Raw genomic sequence first — 21,545 nt, forward strand, 5'->3', positions numbered from 1 at the left:
AAGACGCTCAGTCTTTCAGGTACTCAGTCTTTCAGGCGCTCAGGCATTCAGAGCATCGACGCACGCAGGGAGTAACAGGCACACTGGGAAGCCCAGCTACCCAGCGGAGATGTTCATGAATGCCACCCTGCGTGAACTACTTGAAGCCCAGGCAATACGACCTACCGGCCAGCTAAGGCCTCTCAGCGGCGGGGATAGCGCTGCGGTGTATGCGCTTGAAACTTCCCAGGGTCAAGTGATTGTCAAGCATGACAAGGCCGAGCGGCTGCGCGGTGAGGCTGAAGGGTTACGCGCTCTTAAAGGGGCGTGTAAAACGCTTATCGTGCCCGAGGTGTTAGGGCTGTATGAAGAGTGGCTGCTACTTGAATCACTGCCTACTCAACCCAGTGAACCCGCCAGCGATAGCGTGTTGGGGGAAGGTCTGCGTGAGCTGCATAGCGCTATCGGTGAAGCCCATGGTTGGCATCAGGATAATGCTTGCGGGCGAACGCCACAGCCCAATGCGCCGCTTAAGGATGGGCGTGCTTTTCAACGAGAACGGCGTCTGTTACCGCTTAGTGATGCCTGCTTTCAGCAAGGTTTGATTGAGCAGGCACTACGCACACGTATCGAGCATATCGCCTTCCAGCTTGAAGATTGGCTGCCAGACACACCTGCAAGCCTTCTGCATGGAGACTTATGGTCTGGCAATGTGCTAGTCACAACACGTGGCCCCGCCGTGATCGACCCTGCTGTTTACCGCCATTATCCAGAGGTCGACTTAGCTATGCTGACGCTGTTTGGTTCACCGGGAAGGGCGTTTTTTGATGCCTATTGGGAAGGGGACGCCCCGGCTGATTGGCCAAGGCGAGAAGCGCTTTTTCAGCTGTATCCATTGATTAATCATTTACTACTCTTTGGTGCTAGCTACCGCAGCGGAGTAGAGCGCTGCGTGGCAGTACTGGAGTCTTATTCAAGGTAAGCCAGCGGCTTAGCACCAACGCGCAGAATGATTGCAGAAAATCTTAAGCCTCAATAGCGCTAAAAAAGTGCCTTCATACGATGCTTTGGTCTAGGGTAAAGGGGCACGCCTTGACAATGCTGTGTACATACAATTAGGCAGACTTCAAGTCTAGCATACATACATGAATGTAACTATAATGCCATTCTTTATAAATGGCTTACTTGCAGCACCACCCTTCGTTGACACCTAGAGGCACTTCCATGCGACTGGCACACTGGGCAGTCAATGCCCCTTTACGACCCTTATTATTGGCTGTTCTTACCGCGTCTGTTGTGCTGCCCGCACAGGCGGCTGACCTTGTCACCATTACCCGCGATGCATTGAGCAATAATGCTGCATTGAACTCGGCGCGCGCCCAGTATTCTGGTGTGGAAGCCGCGCGGGATGTCGCGCGTGGCGGGTTGCTGCCCCAGGTAAATGCATCAGGCAACGTGGTACATCACGAACAGTTTGAAAGCCAGTCGTCCGCCAGAGCTCCAGGAGCCGGAACCGACGCGGGAACCGGTGCAGGCGTGGGTGTCGGTGGTGGTGAAGACCGCTACAACAGCCTGTCGCTTACCTTGGAAGCCACCCAGATACTGTTTAACGAAGTCACGCGCCAGCAGGTAACCCAAGCCGAGCGCCAGATTGACCAGCAGGTGTATTTGCTGGCCGCGACTGAGCAGCAGTTACTGATTGATGTGGCGAGCGCTTATTTCGATATTCTGCGGGCCAACGAGGTGCTAGAAGCCAGGCAGGCTCAAGAGCGTGCTATCGGGCGCCAGTTAGAGCAGGCCAGCGAACAGTTTGAAGTGGGCTTGATTGCGATTACCGAAGTGGAAGAAGCGCGGGCAAGCTTTGACCAGTCGCGTGCCGATCGTATTGCGGCAGAAAGCAATCTTCAGGTGGCTTTTGAAGTACTTGAGCAGTTAACCGGCCAGCGTTATGCCGATATCGACTCGCTGGGCGATATGCCGGTTGGCGTACCCACCAACGACCGCGATTACTGGGTCGAGCAAGCCATCCAGCGTAACCCGCAAGTGCTTGCTCAGCAGGCGGGAATCGAAATTTCCCGTGTGGGTGTTGATATCGCTCGTGCTGGCCGTCTGCCGACCTTCCAGGCATTTGCTAACTACCAGCATGCCGACAGTGACCTTGATGCTGTCAGCGGCTATGACGCCTCAAGCCAGATTGGCGTATCTGCCAACCTGCCTATCTACACCGGCGGTAGTACCAGTGCGAGCATTCGCCAGGGGACTTACCAGCTAGAAAGCACGCAGTACGAGTTTGAGTCACAGCGCCGCACCACCATCCAGCAGGTACGTTCGCTCTATACCCAGGTAAGTAACAACGTCGAAACAGTTGAAGCGCGTCAACAGGCCATTGTATCTACACAAAGTGCACTGGAAGCCACGCGGGCAGGCTATGAAGTCGGTACGCGTAATATTGTTGACGTATTAAATGCCGAGCAGAACTACTACAACGCTATCGCCAACTATGCGGAAGCCCGTTACGACTATGTGGTGAATCTTCTTTCACTGCGCCAGCAGTCAGGCCTGCTTGACGTACCGGCAATCGAAGAAGTTAACGCCTGGCTAACCGGTGAACAGGTAAGCTTTACCCTGCCCGATGGCGGTGAAGACGATTATCAGCGTGCCATGGATATTGGGGCTCCGCCCACTCCCGGTATGTAACAAATAGTAATAGACATGGCTTCAGACTAGCGACCAAGCTTTATAAGTTTAGCGTCGCTTAAAAGCAGCGTGGCGCCGTTAGTCAACGTTTCGAAAGATCAAGGGATATCAAGTATGAGAAAGGTGATTCACTCAGGCCGAGCGAGTCTAGTAACGCTGATTGCTGCGCTAGCGCTGACGGCCTGTGGCCAAGAACAGCCTCCAGAGGAACAGGGCGCTCAGCAAGAAGCGCCGCCTCATAAGGTAGAAGTGGCCGAAATGGCGCGCCAGGATATTCCGCTTAACAAATCCTACCCATCGTTGTTACGCAGTGATAGCGAAGTGACCCTGGTGGCCCGGGTAAGTGGCTATCTGGAGGAGCGTCATTTTGAGCCGGGCCAGATGGTGGAAGAAGGTGATTCGCTTTATACCATCGAACCTGATCTTTATCAGGCAACGGTCAACCAGCGCGAAGCCGATCTGCAAAGTGCACGTGCCGAATATTCTCGTGCCCAGCGCGATGCCCAGCGTTTTGAGCAGCTGTTAGGCCAGAACTCGGTAAGCCGTCAGCAGTATGATCAGGCGCAGGCAGAGCAGCGCGTGGCGCAAGCTAATGTTGCCCAGGCAGAAGCTGCCTTAACCAGCGCCAATCTAGACCTTGGCTATGCCAACGTATCAGCGCCTGTCTCCGGCATGATCAGCTTGAGCCAGATCAACGTGGGCAACTTCGTTAACTCCGGAACAGAACTTGCCACCATCACGCCACTGGATCCGCTGGAAGTACGCTTCCAGATGCCCCAGCGCGATGCCTTTGAGCTGCGTCGTCAGTTAAACGAAGCCGGTGATGCTTCCAATATTACTGCGCGCCTGCGTGTGCCAGGCTTAAGCGGTTCAGACGACTCTGAACTGGAAGGGCGTTTAGAGTTTTTGGGCTCGCGGGTGGATGGTGGAACCAGTACGGTTCAGGCGTCTGCCACGTTTGATAACCCTGATGGCGCTATCCTGCCCGGTCAGTTCGTACGTGTGAGCCTTGACGGTTTAAGGCGCTTTAACGTGTTTGCCGTGCCGGAAATTGCGGTCACCCAAGGCTTGATGGGGCCGCGAGTATTTGTGCTGGATGAAGAGGATCTGGCACGCGAGCGCACCATACAGCTAGGCGAAGTGGCTGGCCCCTGGCAGCTGATTGCCGGTGGTCTGGAAGAGGGCGACCGTGTAGTAGTGGGTGACCCAGCGGGTCTAGAACCCGGCATGGCGATTGATCCGCAGCCCTTTAACGGCAATGCCGATGAGCTGGTGGAAAGCGTTGAAGAAGCCGAAGCGAAAGAACAGCAGCAACAGGCTGAAGCCGCGTCAGAAATGACCGACGGCGCTGGCGCAACGCCGCCAGGTGAAGGGGAAGAGGGTGCACAATAATGAATCTCTCTAACTTCTTTATCAGTCGTCCGATTTTCGCCACGGTACTGGCGATTATCCTGACACTGGTAGGCACTATGGCCATGCGGATACTGCCGATCGAGCAGTATCCCAGCGTGGTGCCGCCCACCGTATCGGTGCAGGCTCAGTTCCCCGGTGCGGATGCTGAAACCGTTGCGCAAACGGTGGCGGCGCCGCTCGCTGAGGCGATCAACGGTGTAGAGGACATGCTATACATGACCTCAAACAGCGCTGATAACGGCATCATGAGCCTGAGCGTGGCGTTCAATATCGGCACCGATGGTGATATCAATACCATCAACGTCAATAACCGTGTACAGGGAGCGCTTTCGCAGCTGCCTGAGCAGGTGCAGTCTCAGGGTGTAACCGTTGAACTGCGCTCTGACTCCATCTTGATGTTGATCGCCCTGACGTCACCCAGCGGCGACTACAACAACGTTTACATGCAGAACTACGCCACCCTTAACGTTCTTGATGAACTGCGCCAGGTGCCTGGCGTAGGTAACGCCGAGGTGTTGGGTGGCGGCGAGTTCGCCATGCGTATCTGGATGGATCCCGATAAGCTGGCCCAGTACGACTTGACCCCGAGTGAAGTCGCCAGCGCCATTCGCTCGCAAAACACTGAAATCCCGGCAGGTAACCTGGCGGCAACCCCGCAGGGTGAGCCGCGTGCCTATACCTACACGATCACCGCTGGCGGTCGTCTTTCCAATACGGATGACTTCCGCAATATCTATCTGCGCACTAATCCCGATGGCTCATCACTGCGTCTTCAGGACGTAGCGCGTATCGAATTGGGCGCCTCGTTTTATGGGATCGATGCACGGCTGAATGGCTCCACCATGACGCCTATCATCATTAACCAGCAGCCGGGCGCCAATGCTTTGGCAACCGCCGATGCGGTGCGGGCGACAATGAATGATCTGGCCGGGCGTTTCCCGCCTGGGCTTGAGTATGTAACGCCCTATGACACCACGCAGTTTATCGATGCATCGGTAGAAACGGTATTTCATACCTTTATCGAAGCCTTCCTGATCGTTATCGTTATTCTGTTTATCTTTCTGCAGAACTGGCGTTTCACCGTTATTGCCATGTCGGTGGTTCCTGTCTCGGTCATCGGTACCTTTGCAGGCTTTTACCTGTTCGACTTCTCGATCAACCTGCTCACGCTGTTTGCCCTGGTACTTTCGATAGGGATCGTGGTGGATGACGCGATACTCGTTGTGGAAAACGTCGAGCGTGTGCTGAGTGAAGAAGATGATATTTCTGTTCATGACGCCACGATTCGCGCCATGAAAGAAGTCGGTGGGCCGGTTATTGCTACCTCCCTGATTATGGCTGCGGTCTTCGTGCCGGTTGCCTTCCTGGGTGGTTTTACCGGGCAGATTTATCAACAGTTCGCGATTACCGTGGCGATTTCGGTGGCCCTGTCAGCCTTGATGGCGTTGACGTTTACGCCTGCGCTTTCGGCCATCTTTATCAAGCACAACCTGCACCATACGCGTCAATCGGCTTTCAAACGGGCAATTACGACGCCGCTGCGCCTGTTTGACCGCTTGTTTGCTGGCATCACCGCGGTTTACATGTGGTTTGTGGTAAAGCTGGTGCGCTTTTGGGTACTGGCGTTGGCGTTGACGATTGCGGTCGGAGCGGGTTCTTACTGGCTGTTCGTTAATACACCTTCAACGCTTGTGCCGGAAACCGATCAGGGGATTGTGCTGGTCAGCGTATCGCTACCCGATGCGGCTTCGCTTGATCGTACCCAAACGTATATGGCGAAGCTAAGCTCCGCTATTGAAGATATTCCTGGCGTGCAGTATTCCTCAGCGATAGCGGGCTATGACATTTTGGCAAGCGCGGTGAATACAGCGCGTGGGATTATCTTCGTTAACATGGTGCCCTGGGGCGATCGTGACCTGACGGCCGGCTCTTTGGTCGGGCAGATCATGCAGCTTGGGTCGAGTATTGACGGCGGTTCGGCTATGGCCTTTAACGTTCCGCCGATTATGGGGCTTTCAACGACGGGCGGTTTCACCGGCTACCTGCAATCGTTTGATGGTGCTTCACCTCGCGAGCTTTACGAAGCCTCGCTGCAGATCATGGGGGCGGCAAACCAGCATCCGGCGTTAAATCAGGTGTTCTCCACGTTTAACGTAAACGTGCCTTCGTACCGGGCTGAAATTGATCAGCAAAAAGCCTTGAGCTATGGCGTGGCGCTGGAAAATATCAACTCAGCGCTTGCCAACACCTTCGGTAATGGATTTGTTAACTTCTTCAGTTATCAAAACCGTAACTTTCAGGTGTACCTGCAAAACGAGGATACCTTCCGTAAAACGCCGGATGACGTGAGTAGCGTCTTTGTGCGTGGCGGCAATGGCGAACGTATTCCGCTGTCTGAGTTTGTCACGCTGGAGCGTCAGGTGGGTCCCTCGGTCGTTTCACGCTTTGGGGTATATACCGGTGCGCAGTTCCAGGGGGGAGCGGCTCCCGGTTATAGCTCGACTCAGGCGATTGAAGCCATGGATCAGGTGGTTATGGACACACTAGGCCCGAACTGGGGCATGGGGTGGACCGGTACGGCCTACCAGGAAGCCAACCTGGGTAATACGGCGATGCTCGCCATTGTGTTTGGTATCATGATGGTCTTCCTGATCCTGGCTGCTCAGTACGAAAGCTGGTCGCTGCCGCTGGCGGTACTGACCGCCACACCGTTTGCCTTCTTGGGCGGCATCGGGGGTATTGCGTTACGCGGACTTGATACCAGTGTGTATGTCCAGATCGGTATGCTGGTGGTCGTGGGGCTAGCAGCGAAGAACGCCATTTTGATTGTGGAGTTTGCCGAGCTGCAGCGTAAAGAGCAGGGCAAGTCGATTCGTGAGGCAGCGATTACCGCGGCGGAGCTACGCTTCCGGCCGATCGTTATGACATCGCTTGCGTTTATCTTCGGTACCTTACCGCTGGCATTGGCTACCGGCGCAAGTGACGTCAGCAGCCACCATATCGGCACCACGGTTGCTGTGGGCATGGCATCGGTTGCGATTCTGGGCAGTCTGTTTATCCCCAGTTTCTACGCCATGATTGCCACTGTATCTGATTGGCTGTATCGCAAACGCCACCCTAATCGTGATAATCAAAAGCCAGCGCTGGAGCACGACCAACAGTGATGCTTGATTAAAACGCTAAGTGGTTAATGAGCGGGTGTTGCCTTCGGGCAGCACCCGTTTTTTTAGGTTGGGGTGACCCGCGTCAAGACACTCAGCGGCAGAAAAGGATAGTTTAGACTACCCTAAAAGAGGTAAATCGTTTTCAGCTTGAACTAATAAAATCATCGCAAGCGAAAACAACACCGGGCGATATGCCTGGAGGAGGACACGCCATGCAACCGTTTGTTTCTGCTGCACTGCAGTTTCCCACTATAGTGTTTACTTTCCTGCTTGCTCTAGTCGGGCTTTATTGGTTATTAGTGCTGGTGCGAATCGCCCCGCTTGAGCTGTTTGAGCGTGACAGCCTGCGCGACGACCATATGGCCAGCACATTGGTATCGTTAGGGTTTGCGGGTGTGCCAGCCACGCTGGCCCTAACGTTTCTAATCGTCGTGGCGGGAGCGCTTTCATTAGTCATTGAGCTTTTAGCATTACGCTGGCTGTCGTTGGGTATGCTGCGAGTGCCGGTGGGTGTACTTGTCTTATGGATAGTGTTTGCGATTGCCTCACCCATCGCCGCCATGATGTGTCATATGCTGCAGCGTAATTTGCATCGCTATAAGCCGTTCACACGGCGCTGCCTGTTAGGTGCCACGGTGGTGGTATCTGAACGTGAAGGCAATGAATTTGCTACCGCGGTCATTGAAAATGAACCGAATAGCCGCGTAAGGCTACACTGTAAGCAGGGCGACTGCCCTCAAGAGGGCGAGCGCCGTGTACTGGTGAAATACCTGGCCGATGAAAGCGCTTATCGCAGTGTCACCGAGCAAACATATCTGGATACCCGGGTACGGTTGAATAAACTGCGCCTTAACCATAAAGGTCATGACGCAGGATATTCGACCTAACGCTACACATTACTTGAACCAGCGCCGCCACTGCCTTGTTAGCCATCGTCCTATGGGTAACGCGTCATTGGCGGTAGTGCTGGATGGTCGAGAAGATATTGAGTGGGCGGGTAGCGGCTGCTGAAGGAACTGACGAATGGGGGCCACTTGTTCTAAGCGGTCTAACATTGGCGCATGCCCGCAGCCGGGCGCGGTCAGCGTTACCAGCTCAGGCTGATCTTTTGACATGCGTGGCAAAGTGGCTGCATCCAGCAGTGTCGAGTGCTCGCCACGAATGACCATGACCGGGCAGCGAATAGCTGCCCAATCCTTCCACATATCCCGTGGAGTATCGTGAATAAACTGCTTGTTGATGCGCGGATCGAAATGGTGGGTCCAACTGCCATCAGGCAGGCGGCGAGCACTGCTTAGCAATAGCTCACGCCAGGTCGCTTCTTCCTGAATGCCAAAGCTTGCGTAATGCTCTCTTAGCTCAGCATACAATTCACTCAAGGTAGTGAAGCGATGATGAGTACTAAAGTAGCTTGCCAGCTCAATCAGCCCATTATTATTTAACTCAGGCCCAACATCGTTAAGTATGAGGCGCGAGATGCGCTTGCTGTGCTCAGCGTGGGCGGCCAACTGTATGCCTAGCAAGCCGCCCATGGAGGTGCCCAGCCAGTCGGTTTGCTCAAGCTTGAAGTGATCCAATACCGCAATGGCAACATTAACGTAGTGGCTATAAAGATAATCGTGGGAGGGAAAAAGTGACCAGCTGGAAAGCCCTCTGCCCGGCGTATCGGGAGCAATAACCCGCCATTCATCACCCAGTGCGCGGGCGAAGGCGTTAAAGTCGCCACCGTGGCGGGCTAAACCGTGCCAAGCTACCAGCGTGCGCGGTGCGTTAGGGTTCCAAATACGTATGGCAACTTCTAGTTCGCGTACGCGGATAAATTCCAGGGCGTCCATGGGATGCTCCAAAGCCTGCAGTCATCCCAGTATAGGTAGATTGCTGCATTGCAGCGAATGTCATGGGCTAGCGGTGCATGATACGTATCAAGGTGTCAATCAGTTCGCCGCCACGTTGGCGTATGGAAAACGCATGCGGAGTGCGCAGCCAGTCGTGGAAAAGGCCACCAAGTACCGACTGCATCATGCGGGTCGCGACTTCAGGGGTTAGATCTTCACGCAGCAGCTGCTGGTGTTCGGCTTCCTTGAATACGATCAGCATTTCGGAAAAACACTCTTCACCGATCTCATCCTGCATGGCGAGTGGATTGATATCGCTAAAAAATTCGCAGCGATGCAGTAAAATCGACAGGATACGCTGATGAGAAGGTTGCTCAAGACGTGCTAGGCCCGCATGGCAGGCAAGCCGAATGGCCTCCATCGGGGAAAGCTTTTCGTCGGCTTTACTGACGGCGTCCATCAACGACTGGAACGGCATGCGTACGCGTTCCACCAGTGCCATGAACAGGTCGCCCTTGTTTTTAAAATGCCAGTAGACCGCGCCACGGGTTAACCCTGCATGCCGAGCAATCTGCTCAAGAGACGTGCGTGCGACACCCTTTGCAAAAAATACCTCCTCGGCAGCATCCAGCAGCGCTTCACGAGTAGCAGCCGCTTCCGCTTTGGTCTTTCTTGCCATGGAAACGCAACCTCAGTAATGACACAAGATGATCTTATTTTATCTGATACGCCACGATTTTTACATTCAAAACTGTATGGATAGATGATTAAACGCATTACATGTGTTATCAACTTTGTATGCCTTCCATAACGCACAGGCGCTAACCCTGCGAATGGGCGTTTAGGCTTATAGCATCACTTGGTGAATGCCATCGTGCATGCGTGGGAATACCGCTGGTAATAGGAATTTCAAGATGGCGCGAGCAGCTTTTCAACTCGCTGGGCATACCGTAGAGCCCGGCCAACGTTCACAAATCGACGTGCCGGTTGCGCGTCTTTACACCCATACACCCCTGCATATTACGGTTGAAGTCGTACACGGGCGCAAAGAGGGGCCCGTTATGCTGGTGTGCGGCGGGATTCATGGTGATGAAATCAATGGCGTGGAAATCGTCCGTCGCCTGCTGCGCTCAAAAGCTATCAAAAGCCTGCGCGGCACGTTAATAGCCGTGCCCGTAGTCAACGTGTTTGGTTTTTTGCAGCAGACCCGCTATCTGCCAGACCGGCGTGACCTTAACCGCTGTTTTCCTGGGAGTGAGACAGGCTCCCTGGGGGGGCGAATTGCCGCGCTGTTTCGCGAGCAGATCGTGGATAAGGCCACGCATATTATCGACCTGCACACCGGCGCTATCCACCGGACCAACTTGCCGCAAATTCGCGCGCAGCTAAGCCCAGGTAGTGAAACCGAGCGCATGGCGGATGCCTTTGGCGCACCGGTGATACTCAATGCCGAGCTGCGTGAAGGGAGCCTGCGCCACTATGCGCAAGGACGCGGTATTCCTGTGCTTACCTATGAAGCGGGCGAAGCGCTACGGTTTGACGAGTGGGCCATCGCCCCGGGCGTGCGGGGCGTACTACGTGTGATGCGCCGCTTAGATATGCTAACCGGTGAACAGCGTCGGCGCTCGACGGCGCCAGCAGAGCTTGCCAATGGATCTAGCTGGGCGCGCGCGCCTATCGACGGCATTTTAAGGCCCCAGGTGCGTTTGGGCGCCCGGGTGGCTAAAGGCGAGGTGCTGGGAAAAGTCGCCGATCCGTTTGGCAATCAGGAAGATGAAGTTAAATCGATGGCTGATGGCATTGTGATCGGCATGAGTCGTTTGCCGCTTGCCAATGAAGGCGAAGCGCTTTATCACATTGCCCGGTTTGATGAGATTGAAGAGGCGGAAACCGCGATTGAAAGCTTTCACTCAAGTCTTACGCCTTTGCCCGACGCGCTGTATTAATCGCGTCATATAAAAAGCCTATCGGCTCAATAAATAAGCAATTCAGTCAGATAAATGGCGTAATCCTCCACGCTTGACTATACCTTTGGTGAGTCTTATTAGCTTAAATTAAAAATAACAACGACTGCTCAGTACATAAAATTTATTAAAAACATAGATTTTATAAAAAACGGCGCCCAGGCGCCGTGCCAGCCGTGACATGGAGGAAAGGTAATGACGAGCGGTAATCCTAAACATACGACGACAGGTGCCGGTATTCCGGTTTCAAGCGATGAGCATTCGCTTTCAGTAGGACCCGATGGACCCATCGTTCTACACGATCATTTTCTGATGGAGCAAATGGCGGCGTTCAACCGGGAGATGATTCCTGATCGTCAGCCTCACGCCAAGGGTAGCGGCGCCTTCGGCCATTTTGAAGTCACTCATGATGTCAGTAAGTACACCAAAGCCAAATTTCTGAAAAAAGGCACTAAAACCGATTTACTGATTCGCTTCTCAACCGTTGCCGGGGAAAGCGGTAGCCCGGATACCTGGCGCGATCCGCGCGGCTTTGCGATAAAGTTCTATACCGAAGAAGGCAACTTCGACCTGGTGGGTAACAACACCCCCGTGTTCTTTGTCCGTGACCCGATGAAGTTCCAGCACTTTATCCATTCGCAAAAGCGCCGGGCGGATAACGGCCTGCGTGATCACGATATGCAGTGGGATTTCTGGACGCTGGTGCCTGAGTCTGCCCACCAGGTGGCGTGGCTAATGGGCGATCGTGGCGTGCCCGCTACGTGGCGGCACATGAACGGTTACTCCAGCCATACCTATATGTGGGTGAATGATGAGGGTGAGCGGTTCTGGGTGAAGTACCACTTCAAAACCGACCAGGGCATCAAGTGCATGACCCAGGAACAGGCCGACCAGATGGCCGGTAACGATGCGGATTACCACCGTCGTGACCTGTTTGAAGCCATCAAGCGCGGCGAGTATCCCACCTGGACACTGCAGATGCAGATCATGCCCTTCGAGGATGCTAAAACGTATCGCTATAATCCCTTTGATCTTACCAAAGTGTGGCCCCACGATGACTATCCGCTGATGGAAGTGGGTAAGCTGACCCTTAATGAAAACCCTACCGACTTCCATAGCCAAATCAATCAGGCTGCCTTCGAGCCTAACAATATGGTGCCTGGCACCGGGCTTTCACCCGACAAGATGCTGCTAGCGCGTTCAATCTCCTATGCCGATGCCCACCGGGCTCGCCTGGGGGTGAACTACAAGCATATTCCGGTCAATACGCCCAAGTGTCCGGTCAATAGCTATACCCAGGGCGGGGCGATGCGAATGCATAACGCAACGGACCCTGTGTATGCGCCGAACAGCAAAGGTGGCCCCAAAGCCGATGGCGAGCGCTTCCCGGAAGATGCCGTATGGGCGACAAGCGGTGAGTTTGTGCGTACCGCCTATACCTTGCGTAAAGACGATGATGACTGGAGCCAGCCGCATACGTTGGTGCGTGAAGTAATGGACGACGCTGCGCGTGATCGCTTGGTATCCAACGTAGTTGGCCACCTTTCGGATGGCGTTACTGAGCCGGTTCTAGAGCGCGCTTTTGAATATTGGCGCAATATCGATCAGGAAGTCGGTGAGCGTATCGAGAAAGGCGTGCGCGGCAACTAACCAGCAAACGTAGATTAATTACCGCCCACCACAGCCCGCTACGTTAAGTCGTAGCGGGCTGTTCGCGTTCTTGTGCCTGCTCTTGAGACTGTTCTTGAGAAAGCTCGCTAACCAGCCCAACAGCATCATCAAACAAACGTAACCCGGCGCCTTCTTTATGCGCGTGTTCCGATAGCAGACGCCGAAAACGCCGGCCGCCGGGGCAGCCTTGAAAAAGCCCCAACAGATGACGGGTAATATGGTTAAGCTTTGCGCCTTCATCCAACCGCTGCTGAATATACGGGCGAAACGCCTGGGCCGCCTCAACACGGCTAGCGATAGGCCCCGGCTTACCGTAAAGCAGCGCATCGACCTCTGCGAGTAACCAGGGATTTTGGTAGGCTTCACGACCAATCATCACGCTATCTACGTGTTCAAGCTGCGCCTGACACTCTTCAAGCGTTTTAATCCCACCGTTGATGCCAATATGCAGCTCAGGGCGGTCCTGCTTTAAACGATGCACGCGCGGGTAGTTAAGCGGCGGCACATCGCGGTTTTCTTTAGGTGATAAACCTTTAAGCCACGCTTTGCGCGCATGCACGGTAAATGTCTCACAACCGGCGTCCGCGACTATATCGATAAAGCGCGCCAGGTCGGCATCTTCATCCTGGTCATCAATCCCGATACGACACTTCACCGTGACCGGAATTGACACCGCGGCCTGCATAGCGCGCACAGCATCGGCGACTTTTTCTGGATAGCCCATCAGGCAGGCGCCAATCATGTTGTTCTGTACCCGATCACTTGGGCAGCCCACGTTCAGATTGACCTCGTCATAGCCCCATGCCTCGGCAATCGCCGCGCACTCGGCAAGCTCCCCTGAATCACTACCACCCAGCTGCAGGGCGATCGGATGCTCCACGTCGCTGTAACCCAAAAAACGCTCACGCGGCGAGCCGTGCAGAACGGCCCCGGTAGTCACCATCTCGGTATACAGCAGCGCCCGCTTGGTTAACGTACGCGCAAACGCCCGGTAGTCCCGGGTGGTCCAGTCCATCATGGGGGCGACGGAGAAAGTTCTATCCAGCTCAGGGCGGGCGGTGCCAGACTTCATGCGGGTTTGCTGGGTTGTGTTATCATTCATGACTGTTCATATTTACAGTGGTTGTGCGACGTTTTACATGGTTCGTTGGTACATATTTGGTACTTGAGCCGCTTTTGATTTGGTACATCTGAGTGGCAAAAATGGCAACGATTCGGAAGCGCCGGAAAAAGGACGGCAGTTTCTCATATATGGTGCAGATCCGCATTGCCCGTAATGGTCAACCAGACTACTCAGAGTCAAAAACATTCCCTAAAAAAGCGATGGCCGTTGAGTGGGCGAAGCGTCGGGAACTGGAGTTGGCCGCGCCTGGTGGCGTACTGACTGCTAAATGGAAGGGAGTTACTTTACACGATGCCATTGAACGTTACCTACATGAATTTGCCGATGGAGCAGGGCGGAGCAAGCGCGCCACTATTGAGCAGGTGCAGCGTTTTCGGTGAGCAGACACAAAAGCCCGCCGAAGCGGGCTTGATTTGATCAGAGCAACGTAGGCCAGTTTGGCCACAACGTTAACGTCAGCTCTGTTAACTTCATTGTAAGGTCAAAGAAATACAACACGATTTCAATACTTTTCATCGTGTTAACCTCCCGATATACGGATTGTAGACCGGCTTAATCGTCAACCATTTATTCAACTTAATGTTGAAAATTACACGAGATGTGTTAATTTTCTCCATCAGATAATCTCCTTTACCAAATGTTGAAGGCGCGCTAACGCCTGATACTTACGAAAGGCCCTAGTCCCCACGACTGGGGCTTTTTTCGTTTGTCAGCCTAAACTTAATCAACTTAGCCTGACGCGACGCATACTATATATAGGCTATGGGAAAATCAATTCAAGCATATATGGTATTTTTTCATCCACAGGTTATTGACAGGCTAAGCCCAGCACCATGCCTATTAACAAAAAATCCGCTAGGATTGTATCTTTACTTTTTTAGCTGTTAGTGGGTTTTAAATATTTGTTATTTTTATGTTTTATTGAAAAAAGCCGTATGGTCTCCCTTCACCTTTCTAAACCACTACTTAAATTTGAAAATGGCTTTTATGCTGAGGTACCAAGTCACTGCCTCTACCTCTAGTCAGGGCGCTTGTTCTTGAATCCATAAGCAAAAGCCCGCCTGGTTGCGGGCTTTTGGCGTAACTATGAGTTAGCACAGGTCTGAATTTTGCCAACTTAAGGTAAAGCGTGCTTACTACTCCAATTGCCATTCAGCAAGCGGCACTTCGTTTTGGCAGCTGGTATCTACCTGCGCCAGTGGGTCATCCAGAAATTCTTTAATTACGGCGGAGCGACACTCATTGACCGGGCTATGCCCCAGCGCCTGCATCTCGATAGCCTTGAGATTGGGCATGGTGCCGGTAAGCTCATCGCTCCAGCGAGTACCGCAACAAGGGTCCATCTGGCCATGGATCGCCAGGGCTGGTGTCTCTGTCGTTACGATGTCGTTATGCTCGGGTGGCACGTCACCATCTCCGCCCCACCAAGCACAGAGCCAGATAGGTTCAAAACCAATAATGGCGGGTTCGCGCTGTACCGCAGCTAATGAGTCTTGTGGCGTGGGCCGATTGGTTCCCATGTCGTTACAGGCCTGAGCCAGGAACGCGCCCATGGCATAGTTAGGTGCTTCAGTCACTGGGGTGTAATCGTCAATCATGAAGAAGTCATGCAGCGACGAGTAATCACCCTCCGTTACCTGGGAAACAATGCGAGGCAGTTCAGCATAATATTGCGGTAGCATCAGGTAGAGCGTGTCGAGGAAGGCGGCACCATCAAAGTATAGTGTTTTCTGTTCGTCCTCTGATTCTACTTGGGCAATATAGGGCTTGTCGTCCAGCGCGCGGCGCGTTCTATCAATGGCTAAAAACCATGCAGGGACTTGTTCTCGGCAAGCTTCGCTGTCTTCAACGCACATGGCTAGAACGTCTGTAAATCGACGTTTTAAGGTGTAAAACTCATCCAAGGGCGCTCTATTGCGAAGGCTGGTGTACCAGGGCCAACCAAGAATGGCGGCTCTCACACTGTCGGGATAATAACGAACATAAGAAAGCGCAGTGCCACTCCCTGTAGAGGAGCCGAAAATATTCACGTTATCGTAATCAAGCAGGTTACGAATCTCATCAAGATCGCGTGAGGTTGAGCTTTCCGTATATTGGGCAATTTCAACGGCTTCATCTTCAAGCTTTTGATAGCAAGCAGCGACTTCGTCAGTGATGTGTTGCATCCGCTCCATAGGGTCGAGTGAAGCCGTTAAAGCGGGGGTGTGGATAATGTTGTGGTAGGGGGACACGCCCGCGTAGCCAGGACACTCCAATGATGGGGTGGCATGTTTAAAGCCTCGAGGATCAAACACCACTAGCGAGCGGTTGCCAATATCCTTACGCAGTTGCTCAATGTAATCAGCATTGCCGAGGATGGAGTATCCTGGGCCGCCTGGAAAAAAGACCACGGGGTCGCTTTCCGCATCGGCATCATTTTCAGTTTCCGGATCGATAACGCCTATAGGAAGCTCAATTGTTCTCCCGTTTGGATTGTTCCAGTTTTCCTGACCGTAGAAGGTGTAGCAACTGGCATTGAGGTCTTTTAGCGCTTGGGTTGCACAGGTTGTGCTTTCTAGCCGAGGGATGGTGTTTTCATCTTGGTCTTGTGCGTGAGCTATTCCAGCACCTAATGCAGCCATTAGGCATAGGCTAGCGACGGCCTGATGCTTAGTGGAGGGCATAACATCTCTCCATTGCTTTTGTGTGTTGGCGAGAAGGACGGCAAATACTGTGCCGTAGCCCCACTATAGTTGAGTAAACGCTAAGTAAGAGTATCAACACCATATTGCTGAATAACGAGCCCGGTGGCACCGAAGAGACTACTTGCTTTAGTGTTAACTGTGGTTTACATTTTGATTATGAAAATGATTACCGTCACCGAGACCTACTCGACTTGGTTCGTGAAGTTGCGAGATAGCAGAGCCAAGGCAAAGATTTTGGCCAGAGTGCGCCGCGTTGAGTTGGGGAACTTCGGGGATTGTGAACCTGTTGGTGAAGGGGTATCAGAACTCAGGATTCAATACGGGCCTGGCTACCGAGTGTATTTTGTCCAGCAGGGGTATGAGCTGGTGATCTTGCTGGCAGGTGGTGATAAATCCACTCAGGCAAAAGATATTGATATCGCGAAGCAATTAGCACGCGATTTGAAGGAGGCGCCATGAGCACACTGCGTAAATGGGATGTCGTTGACCATCTAAAAACTGAAGAGGATATGGCGCTATACTTGGAGGCTTGCTTTGAGGAAGACGATCCCGCGCTGGTAGCTGCCGCGCTTGGGGATATCGCGCGCGCCCGTGGTATGTCACAACTAGCACGTGATACTGGGTTGACCCGTGAGGGGTTGTACAAAGCGCTTTCCGCTGATGGGAACCCGAGCTTTGCAACGATCATGACGGTGACGAAAGCCCTTGGTATTTCGTTGCATGCTAAAGCGTCGTAAGGCAGGTAACCCGCATCATGATATGCCCGCTTTTTAATGAACTGCACCCTGATCGCTGGATGAGTATCTAACTTTTGGGTGCAGTGCAATTTACGGGGTTCCTTGCATAATGTTGGAGCCGTTAAGATTGCAGGCCTAAACTACTCGCTCCCTTTAGGGTCGGCTTCATCAGACTTCTGATCAATATTGTCTTTATGAGCGCGCTTTTCCTTGACTACTTGAGCGCCTGGAATGGGCGCTGCTTTGCCAGATGTATTGTGGCCAGGCTCTGAACGGGATTCTTCGTTTTTCTGGTTATCAACGTTGGCATCTGGTCGATAAGGGCGTGGCTCTTCATGCTGTGACGCTTTTTGCTGAGCATCGGCATCATGAGGCGTGTCTTTATCAATCGTCTGTTTAGCTTTTTGAGCTTCTTCGCCCTTGTTACGCTGTTCATCCGATCCATGGTTCATCGCTTTACTCCTATGCTTGCCTGATGTTTGCTTTGAACAAGCCAAATTGGCTCTTTCTATTTATAGACTAGAACAGCCCTTTGAAAACTGCAGGCACAAAAAAGCAGCATCAGATACTTCGAGCTATGTATCCAACCCACACCAATGTTTGTCTTACCGTCGCTTCAGTACCCTTACGCAGGATATGGGCACTATAAACACTCGGCACATCGGATGGCCGAGTGTGTGCAATAGGGATTATGCGCCCTTACGTGCTCTGGTCAGTTCCGCCATAGCGACGCGTGCGAGAAAGCCACTTCGCGTTTTATCCCCAGGGTGGCCGGCCACAAAGTCATCAATCTGCTTGAGCAGTAGGTCGGGAAGAGTGACGTTTATTTTGTGACTTTTACCGAGGTAAGGGGTTAGATCAATATCCACCACAGCCCAAATCCAGCCCTCAAAATCAGGGTTATCCATATGGTGTTCGATGGATGTGGCTTCGGGAATGGGGTCGCCGTATTCCACGGCCACTTCCAACCAGCCTTCGATAGCTTCCTTAGCGTTAATCATCGCCTCTTCAAAGCTGTCGCCTGCTGAGTGGCAGCCGGGCAAATCGGGTACTGTCACGCCATAGGCGTGATCATTGTCGCCACGTTCAATGGCAATGGGAAACAACATGCGTTGACCTCCGTTAGTAGGGGCAGCAGTGGCCAACCTTATTCAAGGCCAGCGCTTTTTCTGATTCCTTTAACCAGCCCGATTTTTAAATCCTTTTTGGGGTGTGGCACGGTCACTGTGCCGGGCTTGGTTGGGTGCCTGAAATGGTGATGGCTGCCTTTTACTCTGACAAGTTCCCAGCCACCCGTTTCCAGTTCTTTAATCAGCTCTCTGCTATTCACCTCCTGCCCCTTTATTTTAATCCTGGAGTTACTGTAACCCCAAAAAAAGGGTTGGTCAATTTTATAACTCTGATAACCCCTTTGGTCGTTGAGGCTATTCGGGCCTGCGTTCGTATTAACAGCCTACGACCTGTAATTCTTGCCATTAGTGGTGGCTCTAGCTGCCTATTTACTCGCCCCATGGTCAGAAAAAGTAAGTATAACGATCATGCTACGTGCTTACTAAAGGCACCCAAACATGCTCATAGCCAATAGACAAAGCAACGCCCACCAGCAGCAACGCCATCAACTGATTAAAGCGCCTGAAAAAGGCAGGGTTTTTTATCCGGCCACCCACTAAGCTGCCAACCCATATGTAGCTTCCGGGGGCTCCTGCGGCAAGTAATGCTAATCCCAGCGACCAAGCCACTAAACTGATCCCTTGAATACCGGCAGCCGGAAACTGCAGGGTGGCGATGGGTAAAGTTGCCACAATGCCTTTAGGGTTTAGCAGCTGTAGCACCAGTCCATCGCGATAGCGTAACGTCAGCGGTGGCTGGGTGATTGAATCGAGATCCACGCGCGCTTTAGCGATGTGTATCGCCAAGTAAATAATATAGGCACAGCCGATAACGCTCACCGCTATCAGTAGCTGGCCGTTGATCCAGGCGGCACCGGCCCAGCCAAAGAGTAAAAACAGTAGCAGCATCGCCGTGCCTACGCCCATACAGTAGCCTAGCGAGGTTTTTGTCTGCCCGTTCATACCGGCATTCAGCCCTAGAAAATTCACCGGCCCAGGCGAATACATTACGCCTAAGGCGTAAGCAATAATGGCTAACATAAAGATCTCTCTATTCAGCAGATAAGATGGCGCTGATATTGGTAGGGCGTTACGCCGTATATGCGCTTAAAGCGTCGGTTGAAATGGCTAAGGTCGGTAAAGCCGTAGCGAAACGTTACCTCGCTAAGCGAAGCGCCTTGCTCAAGTGCACTACACGCCGCATTAACCCGGCAGTTGATTACGTACTGGTAGGGCGTGATGCCTAACTGCTGACGGAAAAGCCGCAGGAAATGAAACTTGGAAAGATGCGCGGCCTGGCTAATCGCTTCAAGCGATAGGTCGGTATCCAAGTGCGCGTGAATATACTCCTTGGCCAAGCCGAGTAGCGCATCAGGCCGGGTAGAGGTATGCCCTGGCTGGTAGGCGCCGCCTAGCTGGGTGATCCGCTCAACGACTTGGTAGAGGGAATTTTCCTGATCAATCTGACTGCCGGTTGTCGTGGTAATAAGCTGAGCCGCGCTTGTTATCCGCTCGCGTAGCGTGGTGTCCTGCACTAATGTGCTGTCGAATCGAAAGTGAAACGCCGTTTCCTGACCCAAGGCGCCTTCAAATAGGGCTTTCACCTGGTCGGGGTGAACATACAGCATGACGTAATCAAGCGTACGGTCACCGCCTGGTTGGCCGTCATGAACGTCGTCCGGGTTAAAGATGATCACGTTGCCTGGCGGGCTGCGGTGATATTGCCCACCGCTGAAAAAGTCCTGACGCCCAGAAAGCGTCACCCCAAAGGCGTACTCTTCATGCGCGTGAGGGTCATAGCGAAAATCGAACATCGCTGCCTGTAGCACTTTCAGTGTGGGTATGTGCTGACTTTTAGTGAACTGAAAGCGGCTTGACGATTGCCCCATTGCTAAGCCCCCTTATCAAAATGATATGGCGCTAGTTTAACGCTTGCGACTTGCCTCAGCTTGTACAAAATTGCGCTTTATGGGCGTTGACTGCCCATTTTGAACGGTCGGTAATCTTCTTAATGAATCATAAAGTCAGGCGAGCTTTGATTTAGTTCTGGGTACTGGCTGCTACGCTAGATCGGTAAACGTTGAATCCCAGTACGGCTAATGACAAGGAGGTTATGGTGAAACCGATCAACTCGTTCGATCCTTCACGCCGCCAGGTAGTGGGTGGTTTAGCGACCGGTATGGCCGCCGCTATTGCCGCACCCGCTTTCGCTCAATCATCCACTTCACAGCCCACTGCCAGCACTGGTGCGGCTGGCGCAAGCTCTACAGGAGGCTCTATGCCACAAAAGCAGGACCCGACCAGTCAATATCCCGCACCGCCGTTTTCTGAACAGCCGCAGGAGTGGCCGGGGCTTGCCAGTGAAATGGACCCACGGCCTGACCACGGTGAGGAGAGCTACCGTGGCAGCGGGCGTCTGGAAGGCCGCAAGGCCCTAATCACGGGTGGGGATTCCGGTATCGGCCGGGCAGCCGCCATTGCTTATGCACGCGAGGGTGCTGATGTAGCAATCAACTACCTGCCTGAAGAGGAATCTGATGCCCGGGAAGTGATTGAGTTAATTGAGGCCGAAGGGCGCACTGCGGTTGCCATCCCCGGTGATATCCGTGATGAAGCATTTTGTAGTGAGCTGGTCGAGACGGCAGTACAGCAACTGGGTGGATTAGATATCCTGGTTAATAACGCCGCCCGTCAGCAGTGGAAGCCCTCGATCACAGAGCTTAGCCATGATGACTTCGATGCCACAATGAAAACCAATCTTTACGCCATGTACTGGATAACCCAGGCGGCGATGCCTCATCTGGAAGCAGGTGCTGCGATTATCAACACCACCTCGGTGGTGGCCTACGATCCGCCTAAAATCCTGCTGGATTACTCAATGACCAAAGCGGCGATCATTGCGTTTACCAAGGCGCTGGCCAAGCAGCTTGCCGAGCAGGGCATTCGCGTTAATGGCGTGGCCCCCGGCCCGTTCTGGACCCCGCTTCAGCCCAGCGGTGGCCAGCCGCAAGAAGCCGTACAAAGCTTCGGTGAAGACGGTCCTCTGGGGCGCCCAGGCCAGCCGGCAGAGCTCGCCGGTGCCTACGTGCTCTTGGCCTCGCAAGAGTCCAGCTTTACCACGGGTAATATTTATGGCGCTGGCGGTGGCAATGGTCATCCATAAGCTTGA

General features: G+C 53.2%; 20 protein-coding genes. 11 read left to right on the top strand and 9 right to left on the bottom strand.

The annotated features are described in order from the left end of the window. The first annotated feature begins 115 nt into the window (after positions 1-115). From INT33_RS05660 to INT33_RS05680, 5 genes are all read left to right on the top strand, one after another. Complete coding sequence (locus tag INT33_RS05660; RefSeq protein ID WP_193091346.1) at positions 116-961, top strand: fructosamine kinase family protein; 846 nt, start codon at positions 116-118, stop codon at positions 959-961. 242 nt (positions 962-1,203) lie between these two features. Next, entirely contained in the window at positions 1,204-2,676 is a 1,473-nt protein-coding gene (locus INT33_RS05665) for a TolC family outer membrane protein (protein WP_193091347.1), read from the top strand. Between the two features lie 114 nt (positions 2,677-2,790). Next, positions 2,791-4,068 (top strand): efflux RND transporter periplasmic adaptor subunit, encoded by a 1,278-nt coding sequence (locus INT33_RS05670; protein WP_193091348.1) that lies wholly within the window; start codon positions 2,791-2,793, stop codon positions 4,066-4,068. Continuing rightward, entirely contained in the window at positions 4,068-7,253 is a 3,186-nt protein-coding gene (locus INT33_RS05675; RefSeq protein WP_193091349.1) for an efflux RND transporter permease subunit, read from the top strand. Before INT33_RS05670 ends, INT33_RS05675 begins: the two co-directional genes overlap by 1 nt. A gap of 212 nt (positions 7,254-7,465) precedes the next feature. Continuing rightward, the gene (locus INT33_RS05680; RefSeq protein WP_192538451.1) at positions 7,466-8,140 is read left to right on the top strand and encodes a hypothetical protein; all 675 of its coding nucleotides are present in this window, start codon (positions 7,466-7,468) and stop codon (positions 8,138-8,140) included. Positions 8,141-8,149: 9 nt separating this feature from the next. Here INT33_RS05680 and INT33_RS05685 read toward each other — a convergent pair whose 3' ends face one another. Next, positions 8,150-9,088, bottom strand: a complete 939-nt coding sequence (locus tag INT33_RS05685; protein WP_192538449.1) for an alpha/beta fold hydrolase — start codon at positions 9,086-9,088, stop codon at positions 8,150-8,152. Positions 9,089-9,155: 67 nt separating this feature from the next. Continuing rightward, positions 9,156-9,767, bottom strand: a complete 612-nt coding sequence (locus tag INT33_RS05690; protein WP_018918695.1) for a TetR family transcriptional regulator — start codon at positions 9,765-9,767, stop codon at positions 9,156-9,158. A 235-nt stretch (positions 9,768-10,002) separates the two neighbouring features. On the opposite strand from INT33_RS05690, the gene INT33_RS05695 reads away from it, so the two are divergent. Both INT33_RS05695 and INT33_RS05700 read left to right on the top strand, forming a co-directional pair. Next, positions 10,003-11,034: a succinylglutamate desuccinylase/aspartoacylase family protein gene (locus INT33_RS05695; RefSeq protein ID WP_192538445.1), complete on the top strand. Its 1,032-nt coding sequence runs from the start codon at positions 10,003-10,005 to the stop codon at positions 11,032-11,034. 213 nt (positions 11,035-11,247) lie between these two features. Continuing rightward, positions 11,248-12,702 (top strand): catalase, encoded by a 1,455-nt coding sequence (locus INT33_RS05700; protein WP_192538443.1) that lies wholly within the window; start codon positions 11,248-11,250, stop codon positions 12,700-12,702. Positions 12,703-12,745: 43 nt separating this feature from the next. On the opposite strand, the gene dusA is transcribed toward INT33_RS05700, so the two are convergent. Continuing rightward, complete coding sequence (gene dusA / locus INT33_RS05705; protein ID WP_193091350.1) at positions 12,746-13,825, bottom strand: tRNA dihydrouridine(20/20a) synthase DusA; 1,080 nt, start codon at positions 13,823-13,825, stop codon at positions 12,746-12,748. 101 nt (positions 13,826-13,926) lie between these two features. Here dusA and INT33_RS05710 point away from each other — a divergent pair, with 101 nt between their 5' ends. Further along, complete coding sequence (locus tag INT33_RS05710) at positions 13,927-14,226, top strand: hypothetical protein (protein WP_193091351.1); 300 nt, start codon at positions 13,927-13,929, stop codon at positions 14,224-14,226. A gap of 756 nt (positions 14,227-14,982) precedes the next feature. Here INT33_RS05710 and INT33_RS05715 read toward each other — a convergent pair. After that, positions 14,983-16,509 carry an alpha/beta fold hydrolase gene (locus INT33_RS05715; protein ID WP_193091352.1) on the bottom strand — a complete coding sequence of 509 codons (1,527 nt, stop codon included), beginning with the start codon at positions 16,507-16,509 and terminating at the stop codon, positions 14,983-14,985. Positions 16,510-16,686: 177 nt separating this feature from the next. On the opposite strand from INT33_RS05715, the gene INT33_RS05720 reads away from it, so the two are divergent. Together INT33_RS05720 and INT33_RS05725 are read left to right on the top strand one after the other, a co-directional pair. Then, positions 16,687-16,989, top strand: a complete 303-nt coding sequence (locus tag INT33_RS05720) for a type II toxin-antitoxin system RelE/ParE family toxin (RefSeq protein WP_193091353.1) — start codon at positions 16,687-16,689, stop codon at positions 16,987-16,989. Then, positions 16,986-17,267 (top strand): addiction module antidote protein, encoded by a 282-nt coding sequence (locus INT33_RS05725; RefSeq protein WP_192538437.1) that lies wholly within the window; start codon positions 16,986-16,988, stop codon positions 17,265-17,267. The genes INT33_RS05720 and INT33_RS05725 overlap by 4 nt, the downstream gene beginning before the upstream one ends. Before the next feature lie 140 nt (positions 17,268-17,407). On the opposite strand, the gene INT33_RS05730 is transcribed toward INT33_RS05725, so the two are convergent. From INT33_RS05730 to INT33_RS05750, 5 genes are all read right to left on the bottom strand, one after another. Further along, the gene (locus INT33_RS05730) at positions 17,408-17,719 is read right to left on the bottom strand and encodes a hypothetical protein (protein ID WP_018918691.1); all 312 of its coding nucleotides are present in this window, start codon (positions 17,717-17,719) and stop codon (positions 17,408-17,410) included. Between the two features lie 237 nt (positions 17,720-17,956). Next, entirely contained in the window at positions 17,957-18,376 is a 420-nt protein-coding gene (locus tag INT33_RS05735; RefSeq protein ID WP_193091354.1) for a type II toxin-antitoxin system HicB family antitoxin, read from the bottom strand. Between the two features lie 38 nt (positions 18,377-18,414). Next, on the bottom strand, positions 18,415-18,597 hold the full coding sequence (locus INT33_RS05740; RefSeq protein WP_192538432.1) for a type II toxin-antitoxin system HicA family toxin: 183 nt from the start codon (positions 18,595-18,597) through the stop codon (positions 18,415-18,417). A gap of 211 nt (positions 18,598-18,808) precedes the next feature. Next, positions 18,809-19,417, bottom strand: a complete 609-nt coding sequence (locus tag INT33_RS05745; RefSeq protein ID WP_193091355.1) for a LysE family translocator — start codon at positions 19,415-19,417, stop codon at positions 18,809-18,811. A gap of 14 nt (positions 19,418-19,431) precedes the next feature. After that, the gene (locus tag INT33_RS05750) at positions 19,432-20,265 is read right to left on the bottom strand and encodes an AraC family transcriptional regulator (protein ID WP_193091356.1); all 834 of its coding nucleotides are present in this window, start codon (positions 20,263-20,265) and stop codon (positions 19,432-19,434) included. A 224-nt stretch (positions 20,266-20,489) separates the two neighbouring features. Here INT33_RS05750 and INT33_RS05755 point away from each other — a divergent pair, with 224 nt between their 5' ends. After that, the gene (locus INT33_RS05755) at positions 20,490-21,539 is read left to right on the top strand and encodes an SDR family oxidoreductase (RefSeq protein ID WP_441676292.1); all 1,050 of its coding nucleotides are present in this window, start codon (positions 20,490-20,492) and stop codon (positions 21,537-21,539) included. The last annotated feature ends 6 nt before the right edge of the window (positions 21,540-21,545 follow it).

This window comes from Halomonas colorata, assembly GCF_014897985.1.
GTDB classification, from domain to species: Bacteria; Pseudomonadota; Gammaproteobacteria; order Pseudomonadales; family Halomonadaceae; genus Vreelandella; species Vreelandella colorata.

Excerpts from the sequence above, each read along its gene's own strand:
- INT33_RS05660 (WP_193091346.1), top strand. The coding sequence starts at position 116 with ATGAATGCCACCCTGCGTGAACTACTTGAAGCCCAGGCAATACGACCT.
- INT33_RS05665 (WP_193091347.1), top strand. The coding sequence starts at position 1,204 with ATGCGACTGGCACACTGGGCAGTCAATGCCCCTTTACGACCCTTATTA.
- INT33_RS05670 (WP_193091348.1), top strand. The coding sequence starts at position 2,791 with ATGAGAAAGGTGATTCACTCAGGCCGAGCGAGTCTAGTAACGCTGATT.
- INT33_RS05675 (WP_193091349.1), top strand. The coding sequence starts at position 4,068 with ATGAATCTCTCTAACTTCTTTATCAGTCGTCCGATTTTCGCCACGGTA.
- INT33_RS05680 (WP_192538451.1), top strand. The coding sequence starts at position 7,466 with ATGCAACCGTTTGTTTCTGCTGCACTGCAGTTTCCCACTATAGTGTTT.
- INT33_RS05685 (WP_192538449.1), bottom strand. The coding sequence starts at position 9,088 with ATGGACGCCCTGGAATTTATCCGCGTACGCGAACTAGAAGTTGCCATA.
- INT33_RS05690 (WP_018918695.1), bottom strand. The coding sequence starts at position 9,767 with ATGGCAAGAAAGACCAAAGCGGAAGCGGCTGCTACTCGTGAAGCGCTG.
- INT33_RS05695 (WP_192538445.1), top strand. The coding sequence starts at position 10,003 with ATGGCGCGAGCAGCTTTTCAACTCGCTGGGCATACCGTAGAGCCCGGC.
- INT33_RS05700 (WP_192538443.1), top strand. The coding sequence starts at position 11,248 with ATGACGAGCGGTAATCCTAAACATACGACGACAGGTGCCGGTATTCCG.
- dusA (WP_193091350.1), bottom strand. The coding sequence starts at position 13,825 with ATGAATGATAACACAACCCAGCAAACCCGCATGAAGTCTGGCACCGCC.
- INT33_RS05710 (WP_193091351.1), top strand. The coding sequence starts at position 13,927 with ATGGCAACGATTCGGAAGCGCCGGAAAAAGGACGGCAGTTTCTCATAT.
- INT33_RS05715 (WP_193091352.1), bottom strand. The coding sequence starts at position 16,509 with ATGCCCTCCACTAAGCATCAGGCCGTCGCTAGCCTATGCCTAATGGCT.
- INT33_RS05720 (WP_193091353.1), top strand. The coding sequence starts at position 16,687 with ATGAAAATGATTACCGTCACCGAGACCTACTCGACTTGGTTCGTGAAG.
- INT33_RS05725 (WP_192538437.1), top strand. The coding sequence starts at position 16,986 with ATGAGCACACTGCGTAAATGGGATGTCGTTGACCATCTAAAAACTGAA.
- INT33_RS05730 (WP_018918691.1), bottom strand. The coding sequence starts at position 17,719 with ATGAACCATGGATCGGATGAACAGCGTAACAAGGGCGAAGAAGCTCAA.
- INT33_RS05735 (WP_193091354.1), bottom strand. The coding sequence starts at position 18,376 with ATGTTGTTTCCCATTGCCATTGAACGTGGCGACAATGATCACGCCTAT.
- INT33_RS05745 (WP_193091355.1), bottom strand. The coding sequence starts at position 19,417 with ATGTTAGCCATTATTGCTTACGCCTTAGGCGTAATGTATTCGCCTGGG.
- INT33_RS05750 (WP_193091356.1), bottom strand. The coding sequence starts at position 20,265 with ATGGGGCAATCGTCAAGCCGCTTTCAGTTCACTAAAAGTCAGCACATA.
- INT33_RS05755 (WP_441676292.1), top strand. The coding sequence starts at position 20,490 with ATGGTGAAACCGATCAACTCGTTCGATCCTTCACGCCGCCAGGTAGTG.